General features: G+C 32.8%; 10 protein-coding genes and 1 pseudogene. 5 read left to right on the top strand and 6 right to left on the bottom strand.

Annotated elements, in window-relative coordinates; all coding sequences use genetic code 11:
- Window positions 1-13: 13 nt before the first annotated feature.
- From Q0975_RS21890 to Q0975_RS21880, 3 genes and pseudogenes are all read right to left on the bottom strand, one after another.
- Entirely contained in the window at window positions 14-931 is a 918-nt protein-coding gene (locus tag Q0975_RS21890; protein ID WP_299440637.1) for a hypothetical protein, read from the bottom strand.
- A 49-nt stretch (window positions 932-980) separates the two neighbouring features.
- The gene (locus Q0975_RS21885) at window positions 981-1,862 is read right to left on the bottom strand and encodes a type II CAAX endopeptidase family protein (protein ID WP_299440634.1); all 882 of its coding nucleotides are present in this window, start codon (window positions 1,860-1,862) and stop codon (window positions 981-983) included.
- A gap of 53 nt (window positions 1,863-1,915) precedes the next feature.
- A pseudogene (locus tag Q0975_RS21880) lies at window positions 1,916-3,955 on the bottom strand (serine hydrolase).
- A gap of 373 nt (window positions 3,956-4,328) precedes the next feature.
- Here Q0975_RS21880 and Q0975_RS21875 point away from each other — a divergent pair.
- The 5 genes from Q0975_RS21875 to Q0975_RS21855 are packed head-to-tail and all read left to right on the top strand — an operon-like array spanning window position 4,329 to window position 7,762.
- Window positions 4,329-4,862 (top strand): GNAT family N-acetyltransferase, encoded by a 534-nt coding sequence (locus Q0975_RS21875; RefSeq protein ID WP_299440631.1) that lies wholly within the window; start codon window positions 4,329-4,331, stop codon window positions 4,860-4,862.
- A 12-nt stretch (window positions 4,863-4,874) separates the two neighbouring features.
- Entirely contained in the window at window positions 4,875-6,032 is a 1,158-nt protein-coding gene (locus Q0975_RS21870; protein WP_299440628.1) for a serine hydrolase domain-containing protein, read from the top strand.
- A 13-nt stretch (window positions 6,033-6,045) separates the two neighbouring features.
- Window positions 6,046-6,585, top strand: a complete 540-nt coding sequence (locus Q0975_RS21865; protein WP_299440625.1) for a hypothetical protein — start codon at window positions 6,046-6,048, stop codon at window positions 6,583-6,585.
- Window positions 6,586-6,635: 50 nt separating this feature from the next.
- A complete protein-coding gene (lspA, locus tag Q0975_RS21860; protein WP_299440622.1) occupies window positions 6,636-7,154 on the top strand; it encodes a signal peptidase II in 519 nt (172 codons plus the stop codon).
- A 2-nt stretch (window positions 7,155-7,156) separates the two neighbouring features.
- Entirely contained in the window at window positions 7,157-7,762 is a 606-nt protein-coding gene (locus Q0975_RS21855) for a peroxidase-related enzyme (protein ID WP_299440619.1), read from the top strand.
- 127 nt (window positions 7,763-7,889) lie between these two features.
- Here the strand turns inward: Q0975_RS21855 and Q0975_RS21850 are convergent, their stop codons facing one another.
- The 3 genes from Q0975_RS21850 to Q0975_RS21840 all read right to left on the bottom strand — a co-directional run bounded on the left by Q0975_RS21850 (window position 7,890) and on the right by Q0975_RS21840 (window position 11,955).
- Window positions 7,890-8,825 (bottom strand): hypothetical protein, encoded by a 936-nt coding sequence (locus tag Q0975_RS21850; protein WP_299440616.1) that lies wholly within the window; start codon window positions 8,823-8,825, stop codon window positions 7,890-7,892.
- A 59-nt stretch (window positions 8,826-8,884) separates the two neighbouring features.
- Complete coding sequence (locus tag Q0975_RS21845; RefSeq protein WP_299440613.1) at window positions 8,885-10,237, bottom strand: beta-1,3-glucanase family protein; 1,353 nt, start codon at window positions 10,235-10,237, stop codon at window positions 8,885-8,887.
- A gap of 164 nt (window positions 10,238-10,401) precedes the next feature.
- Window positions 10,402-11,955, bottom strand: coding sequence for an alkaline phosphatase family protein (locus Q0975_RS21840; protein WP_299440611.1), 1,554 nt, complete (start codon window positions 11,953-11,955; stop codon window positions 10,402-10,404).
- Window positions 11,956-11,997 lie beyond the last annotated feature (42 nt).

Raw genomic sequence — 11,997 nt, 5'->3', positions numbered from 1 at the left:
AACATAAACACCATTAAAAAATCACTTTAGTATCTGGTAATTGCTCTTGAATTCGATGCTTTTCTTTTTCTGAGAAATTATTTTCACTCAACTCTAAAACTTTAAGAGTTAAAAACCCTTTTAGGTTTCTCGGTAATTCTTTTAAGTTATTATTTCTTAATAATAACACCTTTAAGTTTGGCAAACGCTCTAGTTCTGATACCAATTTTGTTATTAAAAGATTAGGATTATTATCTAACATCAAACCTTCAAGGTTTTTTAATGAACCTACGTTTTTCGGCAATACGTAGAAATCATTATCAGATAGCGCCAAAATCCTGAGAGATTCAATTTTGGATAAAACATCAAATGTCTGAACCAAATTAAGTTCAGGATTATCTTTCAGATGTAACTCTTGAAGCTTCTTTAGGTTAGTGAAATTATCAGGGATTTCTTTTAGATTATTACTGCTAAAATATAGGAAATCTAAATTTTTAATTTCAGATAATACCTGACAAGCTTTTGGGAAATTAAGTTTCGGGTTTTCTGCCAAATCTATCTCTCTAAGATTAGGTAAACTCATCAATACTTTGGGTAACGCTACAAACTGGTTTTCTCTTAGATTAATAACCGATAGTTTATCTAATTTGATGAGTTCTTTTGGCAAGGAAATCAAATTGTTACCTTCTACATTAAGAAGCGTAAGCTTTGTTAACTTTGCTATCCCTTCTGGAATTTCTTTTAAATTACAATCCACTACATAAAGGGATTTTATATTTGGTAATTTTTCTATGTTGCTGGAAAAACGTTCCAACTCTTCGCAGTTAAGATTAAACGAAGTTACTTTTTCAGGGTTTTTAATTGCTACATTAACGGATGAATACTCTTTATTTTGCGTATAAGCTGGATGCAGAGAAATTAGAAACAAAATAATTAGCATAAACTTCCTCATGAATATATTTTAAAATTATAAAACGATATGTATTGTAAATGATTCTTATCTATGATTCATTTTTAACAACAAGGTTACTGCTTATTTTACGTTTATTAGCTATTAAAAGATATGACAAAAATCCTACAACACTCCATATTCCCAGAATTGCAAAATTAGCCTCGAATTTGTGTTCACCAAAATCCATTTCGAATAAAAATATCATAACGGAATTGATACCTCCATGCGCAAAAACAGCAGGCCATACGCTCTTAGAATTTAATGTCAACCATCCCATAAAAAAAGATATAAAAACAGTTATTATAGGAAACAACAAGAACGCTCCCCAAACGGGATATTCTGGATAATTGAATCCACTAATAATTAGAGGGAAATGCCAAAAACCCCAAACTAATCCAAGAAACACTAAGGATTTTAATAGACTGTTTCTTTCTAGTAGCTTCTTCTGAAGAAAGCCTCTCCATCCTATTTCTTCTCCTATAGTTAATAAGCTTGTTATGAGAGAAAAGCCTATTCCGGTTACTACAAAATTCAAAATAAAAAACGGAAAACTTTGCGCTTCACTACCAAAAAGTAAGGGTATATCAATAGCATCAATTTTATTGTCAGTTAAGGTATATGCATAGTTCGTTCCCCAACCAATTTCTTCAAAAAACAAAATACCTAAAATCGTTATTATAGCTGGTAATAATAAGCTACACAGAATATGTATCGGTTTACCAATTCTCCAATTGATATATTTTAATCCTTCTTTTTTCTTTATCAAATAAATGATTGCTCCGATACCAGGAAAGAACATGGAAAGACCTACAAATATTGGAAACAAAACAGATTCTTCTCCACCGCTTAAGATCGCAATTATCTGAAAAATATAGGTAAGTATAAATAATACAATAATATATACCCAAACGCTTTTTTCTAATTTTATCATTTATATAAATTTTTGTTATTCTTTTTTAATCTGTTTTTATGACATAGAAACATTTATTCTTTCTGATAAATCAACTCCGCAAGCCTTTGTACTTCCAGAGGCATTCCATCATCAGAATTGACTAAAATCGGCATATTTGTAAGAAGAGAAATAACAATATCGTCATTAGGATATAGTATTAAAACAGCTCCTGAAGAAGGCCCTTGTCCAACGTGATACCAAATTTTCTGGTCATTTATATCTTTTCCTATATACCAACCTAATCCATAGTTTGTTGGTTTTTTATCTGCAGTATATTGTGTTTTGAATAATTTTTTTTAAAAGCTGTATTTAAATAGTCCACCATATAACATTTCATTTCCAAATCTCAATAAATCATCTGTTGTAGAAATTATACCTCCTGATGCGTGAGCATAACTTAAATCATAAGGTTTTGCTTCTTCTTCGTTCGGGTAATAAAACTTACTTTTATGTATCATCGTACTATCTGCAATATCTCCATACGTATTAAACATTAAAAGCGGTTTCCAGATATTATCTTGCATATACTCCAAATACGTTTGTCCCGATGCGCCTTCGATCGCAGCTCCGATTAAATTATACCCAAAAGAAGAGTATAAATATTGATTCCCCGGTTTAGACATTAACGTATCATTTTTGAATATGCTAATCGCTTCGATTGCATTCTCGAAATGTGGATTTTTAATCACTTCATCAATGCTGATTTCATAATAATCACGGATTCCACCTAAATGCCCTGCTAATTGACGAGTAGTAAGTGTATGTTTCTTTTCTGGAAAAGAAGGGACATAAGCTCTCACATCAGTATCTAAATCTAATTTATTTTCAGAAGCTAGTTTCATTACGGCAGCTGCTGTCATCGGTTTTGTTACACTTGCGATTCTAAAGCGTGTCTGTGAGTCTACTTTCTCTTCTTTTTCAACATCCGAATACCCAAAGCCTTTTGAAAACAGTGTATTACTTTTTAAGCTTACAGATAGTTGCATCCCAGGAATGTTATAATTTTCTATAAAGGCTTCGCCCCATTTTTCGATTTTAGATTCGAGGGTTTCTTCTTGATTCTCTGTCATAATCACATCGTTAGTAGTACTCATCAATACTTTAGCTGAAATGATACTAGCTGTCCTTTTCCATTCGGCAAAACTACTACTACGTGAATAGCATTTATATTTTCTCAAATCAGACTTGGTTTTTGTAGTACCAAAAGCGATAATTGGAATGGGTGCATAGCTCGAAAATTCTTTGATTGCTATCGATTCTCCGTCAATAGAAATACTATCTTTTTTTATTCTGTCGGGATTTTCCTCTTCATATTTTTTTGTAGTCATATACATCTCAATGCGGTCTTTATCTTCTATAATCCATTCGAGCATCAAGAAAAAGGAATCTTGTGGGATGCGATAGCTATATTGAGTTAAGTCAAAATCAAGCCAACCTCTTTGTATACTTGATTGTATGACAATGCTCTCATCAAACAAATCTTCTCCTGGCATATTATTATTTGCCTTATCCACATTTAAAAAACGTAAACGTACTTTAAATTCAGGTCTTGTATTCCGAGTTATAAACAAGGCTGCTTTTTGTACATAATTAAAATCTTTCTTTTTATCTATTAACAGTGCCATTGCTCCTCCTGCTGAAGCTGAATCGGCTTGCATTAAACCTTGCACCATCAAATGCCTTTTTCGATTGCCTAACCATTCGTCTTTATATTTTTTTGAGCTACTTGAAATCATTACTTCATCCAAGGCTGTGATTTTTTCTTTGAGACGTATTATAGTTTCTTCACCATCAATTAACCTAGCTATTGGAATCGATTGTAGTTCAAAACCAATAGCAGAAAACAAAACTTCTTTAGTTGAATTTAGCTCTGAAATTTTTAAAGAAAAGCTTCCATCGCTATTGGAAATTGTCCCATTATTTGTATTGATTATCCCAATGTTAGCATAGGGAATCGGCGTATTGCTTTCTTGCTCTAATACTTTCCCCTTTATCGTTAACTGTCCAAAAACGGATGTAAAAAACCCAAAAGATAATAAGCAGACTAAAAATAAATTTTTAATGTTATTCATGAATTTTAATTAGATATCTATTCTTTTGCTGAGTTCTAATTGATAGATGGAATTTACATCTACTATATTAAAACTAGATTGTTTCCTTTTGGTTTTATCTTTTCTAAAACCTTATCATCCTGGGTAATCGCTTGAATTACAAACAAAAACGACCTTATCTCCAGATAATGTTTTAGGTTTTTCAGAAACTTAAATTAAATTCGTTTTTAATCATCAAATTCGATAAGGAACCAACGTATAAAAGTAACCAACAAAAATGATACCCTTCCCACCCGAAATAGGTAGTTTTATATATCTTTTTAAATTAATATTCCATTTCTTTCCAATTATCAATTTATATTTATCTTGAAATTACTTTAATTATTAGTTTGATATGAATCCATATATTTTTGAATCTGAAAGATTGGGCTTCCGTAACTGGACACTAGATGATTTAGATATGCTCGCAGCGATGAATAATGATGATGATGTCATGGAATTTTTTCCTTTTAAACCTTCCCGAAAAAACACAAAAGAGTTAATACTTAGAATGCAGAAACAGTTCACCAAAAATGGTTTCTGTTATTTTGCAGTGGATATTCTTGACTCTAAAGAATTTATAGGGTTCATCGGGCTCTGTGAACAGAATTACTTAGAAGATCAAGATACATTTGTAGATATTGGTTGGCGGTTAAAAAAAAGCGTTTGGAATCAAGGGTATGCTACCGAAGGTGCTAAAGCTTGTTTGGACTTTGGGTTTAATCAAAAGGGTTTGGATAGTATTTATTCGGTTGCTTCAGAAATTAATTTAAAGTCTGAGTTGATTATGAAAAAAGCAGGAATGACCAAAGTCAAGATTTTTGACCATCCTAAGTTAACTGATTACCCAGATTTAGTATCTTGTGTATTATATAGAAAAACAAAGTAAAAATTAACACTAATGCATTTCAAAAGCAAATCATCACTCTTTATTATTGTTCTTCTAAGCGTTATTTTTCAATCATATGGCCAACGAAAATTAGCTGTCAAAAAAACTATTGCTAAGGAACTAGATGCTATTTTTTCTAAAGAATTCACAATAGATGAGCCTGGAGCAGCGGTACTTCTAATAAAAGGAGATATTAAATTATTCCAAAAAGGGTATGGTATTGCCAATATTGAAACAAAAGAAAAGATAACTCCTAACACCGTATTTAATACGGGTTCCATTTCTAAAACCTTTGTTTCTAATGGGATATTAATACTTCAGGAAAAAGGGCTTTTATCTGTTGAAGATAGTATTTATAAATATTTTCCAGATTTTGACAACCCAGAAATTGCAAAAAAGATAAAAATAGAACATTTACTTTCTCATACCTCCGGTTTACCTGATTTGAGGAATGTTCGTGAAAACATGGATTTTTTTATCACTGCTAAAGACACTGCAAATTTTGAACCCATAAAACGTGCTGATTCTTTACTTTTTGAACCTGGTAAAAAGTTTATGTATTCTAATCCCGCTTATAATGGACTAGCATTAATTATCGAGCAAGTAGCAAAACAAAAATGGCAGCAATTTATTATCGATAATATTTTTGTCCCTTCTGAAATGAACACTAGCAAAATAACCGATGGAGATCATCCAAAAAACAATGTTGCTCACGCATATTATAAAGACCATACTGGAACTTTTCAAGAATCTGATTATGGCGAAGTACCCACTTTTGCAGCTTCAGGAAATGGAGGAATTTGGAGTTCTGTAAATGAATTAGCTAACTATGAAATCTCCTTAAGAAACAATACTTTCTTATCTGAGAGAACAATAAATAAATCAAGAACAGTCTTTAATCCAAAGAACTGGAATGATGCAGTTCTTCCTAATGTTGGTTACAGCTGGTTTATAGGAACCGAAGGGATTTTACGATCAAATATCGATACCACGATTACTACAAAAATAGTTTCACATACAGGTTCACAAGGAGGTTTTAGAGCTTTCTTTATTTCGTTTCCAGAAAAAGAAATTACTTATGTTATGTTAGCTAATCGTCCTGTAGATAATTTTAATAAAATTATACATCAGAGTTTTAAATTATTTCACGAATACGGTTTAATAGAATAGAAAAAGTAAAATTATGTCAAAAATAAGATACGCGTTTATTCCTTTCTTTCTTTTGTTCTTTGGTGCTTCCTCTTTTGCCCAAGAAGAGTCTTTACATAAAAAGATCAATCAAGATATGTATGGCAATTTCTCTGAAGCTTTTGAAAAATTAGATTATCCTTTATTTGCATCCATACATAGTAAAGAAATGATCAGAATATCTGGCGGTAATGGTGGGGAAATTAAAAATGTAAAAAAATATCTGGAAGGTTACAAAAAACGCTGGAGTGATCCTAAAAGGAAAGCGTCACCCATAGACTTTAGATTATTCGAAAGAGTAACCTCGGACTCATTAGTATCAGATCGTGGTATTTATAGAGTTACCTATAAAAATGATAAAGACGAAACGAAGTATTCTTATGGACAATTTCACGTATTACTTCAAATGGAAAATGGCTCTTGGAAAATACGTATAGATTATGATTCTAACGAGAAAAACACCATAAATAAAAAATCCTATGATGAGGCCTTCTCTCTTTCTGACTATAAAAAGTACTGGAAACATAGGGATTAATAGTCTTTTCCTATTACATTTAAAAAATTATATCGTTAATTAAGTTAAAAATGAAGAAAATAACTGGAAGAATAAGAATATTGCTTGTACTATCTTTAGTAATGTTAAACATTGGATGCGATCAGATTTCTAAAAATGTTGTTAGGAACACAATTGAAAAAGATGCAAGAATAGAAGTATTCAAAGATAACTTTGTACTTACTAAAGTAGAAAACCGTGGTGCTGCTTACAGTTTGGGATCCGACTTAGCTCCAATATTAAAAATACTTCTTTTACAAATATTACCAATCATTGTTTTATTATTCCTATTAAGACTTATCCTTATTAAAACGAACTATTCTAAAGAGACAGTCCTTGGTTTCACTTTTATTATTGGTGGTGGAATTGGTAATCTTTATGATCGTATTGTTCATGGATCTGTAACTGATTTTATGATTATGGATTTGGGCATCATAAAAACTGAAATATTTAACATGGCGGATGTTTCTATTATGATCGGATCTTTTATCATATTGGTTACCGCTTTATTTAATAAAAAAGGATCGTTCTTTAAAGAAGCAAATACATAATTATGAGTTGGATAAACGAAATATCATTCGAAAATGCTACTGGACAACTAAAACGAATATATGATAGAGTAAAAGGACCTAACAACAACATAGACAATGTATTATCCATTCATAGTTTGCGCCCTCACACTTTAGTTGGACATATGGGATTGTATAAAAATGTATTGCATAATTCCAATAACACCTTACCAAAATGGTACCTGGAAACACTTGGAGTTTATGTAAGTCATCTAAACCAATGTGATTATTGTGTAGAACATCACGCTGCTGGATTAAAACGGTTGTTAGCTGATGATACTAAATTTGATCAGATCGTAACATGCATACAGAATGATAAACTAGATACTGTTTTCAGCGATCAATATCTGGAGGGAATGGGATATGCTAAAAAATTGACATTATCTCATAATACAATTACAAAATCTGATATTAAGAACCTTAAGAAACATAATCTAACTGATGGTGAAGTACTTGAAATCAATCAGGTAGTCAGCTATTTTAATTATGTAAACAGAACAGTAGTAGGACTTGGTGTAAATACACATGGAGATATTATTGGTTTATCACCTAATAATAGTAATGACCCTGATAGTTGGGGGCATTCTTAAAAAAATGAAATTGTCTATATGAGCTTGTTGAAGATATTTTAGAAATTAAAAGGCTAAAACTTCGATAAGCTCATATAAACAACTATAAATATTTCTATCTCATTATATTCTAAGAATCTGGATTATGTTATTTATCATCTTTTTTATTTAATCCTTCTGATTCCGGATCCTTGCAACCACAAGGTAATTCATCTCGATAATCACAGTACAAGGTGATTTCCATTTTTTTATCATTTTTGTGTTTGTTATAAAACTCTTTTAGATTGATCGAATATCTTTTTTCTCCATCAATTTTAAAATATATTTCATGATGAAAAAGAATATCATTTAAGATAGTTACTTCGAAATCTAAAAAGTGTTTATCTTGATTAGTAGCAGACTCATCTTCATAATACGGTAAAAATAATCTTGTTAATGGAGGAATTTTTCTATTTAAAGATCCAATACCAGAGGCATTTCTAGCGTCACTATAAAGATTTTTATCTAACCAAGGAAAGTCTTTAGATTCTACTGTAAAAGGAACTACATCTACCTTCCATAAATCAAAAGAAGCATCAAAAACAACAGGAATGTACTTGATTTTTACAGGTTTTAAAATATCATAATCCAGATATACGTGTTGCACAGGTTTCTCTCCTTCAAAAACAAATTCATGTGGTGTTACAATACCAATATCATATAGGGTATTAGCTGTGGTTTGACCATCTTTATCTCTATGAAAAACTGGTGGTGAAGCAATGTAATATTTAGAAACATAATATGGTGCGTTAGTTTTTTCGTCTATTTGATAGCCATAAGGCAGATTTGCAAATACTTGATCCCTTGTATTCCACTCCAAACCATTTGGTGCTTCACTCCAATATTCAAGTCCCTCATTCGATACAATGGTATTACAGCCAAATAAAGTTACACCTTGCCGTTCATATTCTTTTTGAGGTATAATTTCTGAAGCTCCCACATTAAAATTCACATAGCCTGTGGTTTTCGAAGGAAGCGTGTTTTGGCCAAATATCGCTGAACAAAATAGTAGTAAAACACTACTAATTAGGATTGTATACTTCATAAGATCAAGTTTGTACGTTATAATCAATATTGTTATAGTTATAGTTGTATTTTTATTCTTTAGCTTTTAGGTGATTTCTTTTTGGCCGGTATCCAAGGTCCGATAACAAGAGTCACATCTTGTCCGCTTCCAATAGTATATGTGGGTTTAGATGAAACATTGTTGGCGGTTGTCCAGTTTTTGCTAACATTTGGACTCTCATCCAGACTGAAACCATAAGCCATCCCAAAACTTCCTGCGCCATTCACCCCAAAGATGTTTTGCGGAGATTTCTTATCGGGTGTAATCGTTCCGTTGTGCATAAATTTAGCATAGGCGTCATAAACACTATCCTCTTTGTTATAGGCATTCTTGTGCGTAGTATACCAGTTAGAGACTTTTGTCCATGCATCAGAACTGTAATCGTCGGTGATCTTTGTCCCTTTTGCAACCACACCATCCAGAAGAACACCGCGAGATGTAGCCTCAAAAATTGCAGCTTCGATTTGATTAAAAGTTTTATACTCCATTTCTGTTTCGCCAGATTTAATATCCCGAACTGCTTGGATAAATCCTTGATTGCCAGAAAAATCCGAAGCAGGAATTATAATGGTAAATTTATCTGCCTCTTTAGCCGATGCCGGACCAGTAAGTGTATATTTAGTACCATCAGAAGTTCCAGAATACCTACCAACGTTTGCAGCGTTCAAATAGAGATTAAGTTGATTACCTTTCTTAAAGAACGATTTGATTGTTGCATCCCAATATCCATGCAACCCTGTTGCGGATGGATATATTGCCAACCAGTCTTTTGGTGAAACAATTGCTGAAAATTGTTCTTCAATTACATCAGGATATCCTTTACTCGTTGGGTTTGTATACAGTAGTTGTCCAAACCCGTTACTACCTAATGGATCGTTTTCCATAAAAGACTTAAAAGCAGTACCAATTTGTGCTCTTGTAAATGAAGTAACAGGTCCATAAGTCAACGGATCATTTTTTACTGTGAATGAAAGGTTTATTCCAAAAGAGTCTACGGCAGAAACATCATACTGTGCATTCGGACCAAATTCAAAAATGTCGTATGGCCCTGAAGGAGATACTCCAGGTACACCAGGAAATGGATATGCCGTATATCCTGTGACAGATGAAAGTGCACCAGGAGCTTTGGAATCAATTTTCGTAACTGTAAAAACTAATCGATTGTTACCATAATTTGGAACATCTGGTACGCTCACTTTAATTCCATCATTTATCTCAATAAATGGTGAATTCCCATCTGTAGACAGCGCAAATGTACCATCTGATTGCAAAGACCAATACACTGGATTTGCATTGCTCATTTGTTCAATAAAACCTGCTACCCAAACGGTATATTTTTTTGGATCAAGATTGGAACTATTTTTTACGGTAATTGTATTAAGTATACTCATTTTTTGAATTTATTTTAGGCTTAATTATTAGATTTATAAATTGGTAATTTCTATTGGATAGCATAATGATTACATCACTTTTCACGAACTCTTATTCACTATTTCTTAACGCTACCTATTGACATTACTTCGACATAATGTATAGGTGCTATAGTTAGTGTTTGTTAATCCCCATAATACCGTTTATGCATTTCATTAATGTATTGGGAGGCTTCATCTCCTGTATTAAAACTTGGAGGTATCACTGTTTTACCTGTTTCACGCGAAGCCTTTTCTGCTAGTGCTCCTGCATGCATTTTCTGAATTTGAGAGGCGTGTGGTTCTATTTTAATGGATAAATTAGCAGTTGGAGCAATAACCCCTTCTAGTGGATCGTCGATTCTTGGTACAGCAAGTTTTTGTACATCTGTGATATCTGGAGCCGCTTTATCCCGCTCTGTTAATGGCGGTAGATCAAAACACTTTTCGAGCGTTGCCAGAATTGAAGTATGATCAAGAGGTGTATCACTTTTTGTACGATATACAGTTCCGGCCTCAATCCACGGAGAAATTAAAACCGTTGGTACACGAACTCCAAATCGAGTGAAGTCAAAATCAAAAGCTATTGATTTTGCTGGAGGAGAAGTTGCATTTGTAGGCGGAGTTACATGATCATAACAGCCTCCATGTTCGTCGTATGTGATGATAAGCAATGTCTCTTCCCAATATTCAGAAGACTTCAGTGCTTTATATATTTGAAGTAGATAAGCATCTCCTTCGGCTACATTATAATTTGGGTGTTGACTGTTTCCTTTTGATCCCCAAACCGGTTCAAGAAAGGTATATGTAGGAAGTGTTTTTTCGATTAACGAAGATTGAAACGTCTCAAAACTTCCTGTCATGCAACCTGCTGGATATGGTTTTTGGATATCTTGACAAAAAGAAAGTGTATATGGATTACCATTATTTCCAAAAATCCCCCAAGATAGGTTATGATCGGTCAAGTGTTTAAAGATGCTTTTTGCACTGTATGATTTTACTTCATCATATAAATACCCTTGTGAAGTTCCCATGTGTGTAAATGCTCTATTCGGAAGCGTTTCAGTGGGCGCAGAACAATACCAATGATCACACACAGCATACCCTTTGGCAAGACCAGAAAGGACAGGAAGCATCTCAGGAGTGTATATTCCCATGATATCTTTTGGTTGAACAGTCATTAAATCTGGAACTTCGGAAGTGTGCTCCGATGGAGGTGGTGATTTGTACCATTTTTTATAATCATCACTGTGATACTTATCATAGTTGTCGTAACTATTATTGGAGTCTTTTTTCTTTTTATGGATCAATAATGGATCATCTATTTCTTCTTTCTCCTCAAGTTTTTCATTGTTAATGCTACTCTGAAAATCCCGTACGAATCCATGATTATCCTCTATTCCTTCTGGAAATGGAGGTTGTCCAGCGCCAAAAAGTTGAAAATTAGTATTAGCAAAACCTTCTCCTGGATCTTTTTTCGGCATAAAATAAGCGTACGGATCATCTTTCTTAATAGGAAACACCTTGATTTCGTTACCTAAACTATCGGGATTGCTTTCTGAACCTGTTAATCCTTCAAAAGGATGTCCTAAGGGAGATTTATTGTTATTGTCTTTGTATAAATACCCTAACATACTGTCGAATGAACGATTTTCAAACATCATAACAACAACATGTTTAATTTTAGTAGATTCAACCATAAAAACGTATAGATTAATTTTTGTTTAGAACTTAAAAACAAC

Source organism: uncultured Aquimarina sp. (genome assembly GCF_947500065.1).
In the GTDB taxonomy this organism is placed as follows: Bacteria; Bacteroidota; Bacteroidia; order Flavobacteriales; family Flavobacteriaceae; genus Aquimarina.
Note: the sequence above shows the minus strand (reverse complement) of the source record. Positions and strands in the feature narration are given on the sequence as shown.

What these genes read in the sequence shown, in the direction of transcription:
- Q0975_RS21850 (WP_299440616.1), bottom strand. Translation starts at nt 8,825, where the DNA reads ATGAAGTATACAATCCTAATTAGTAGTGTTTTACTACTATTTTGTTCA.
- Q0975_RS21885 (WP_299440634.1), bottom strand. Translation starts at nt 1,862, where the DNA reads ATGATAAAATTAGAAAAAAGCGTTTGGGTATATATTATTGTATTATTT.
- Q0975_RS21855 (WP_299440619.1), top strand. Translation starts at nt 7,157, where the DNA reads ATGAGTTGGATAAACGAAATATCATTCGAAAATGCTACTGGACAACTA.
- Q0975_RS21865 (WP_299440625.1), top strand. Translation starts at nt 6,046, where the DNA reads ATGTCAAAAATAAGATACGCGTTTATTCCTTTCTTTCTTTTGTTCTTT.
- Q0975_RS21890 (WP_299440637.1), bottom strand. Translation starts at nt 931, where the DNA reads ATGAGGAAGTTTATGCTAATTATTTTGTTTCTAATTTCTCTGCATCCA.
- Q0975_RS21870 (WP_299440628.1), top strand. Translation starts at nt 4,875, where the DNA reads ATGCATTTCAAAAGCAAATCATCACTCTTTATTATTGTTCTTCTAAGC.
- Q0975_RS21840 (WP_299440611.1), bottom strand. Translation starts at nt 11,955, where the DNA reads ATGGTTGAATCTACTAAAATTAAACATGTTGTTGTTATGATGTTTGAA.
- lspA (WP_299440622.1), top strand. Translation starts at nt 6,636, where the DNA reads ATGAAGAAAATAACTGGAAGAATAAGAATATTGCTTGTACTATCTTTA.
- Q0975_RS21845 (WP_299440613.1), bottom strand. Translation starts at nt 10,237, where the DNA reads ATGAGTATACTTAATACAATTACCGTAAAAAATAGTTCCAATCTTGAT.
- Q0975_RS21875 (WP_299440631.1), top strand. Translation starts at nt 4,329, where the DNA reads ATGAATCCATATATTTTTGAATCTGAAAGATTGGGCTTCCGTAACTGG.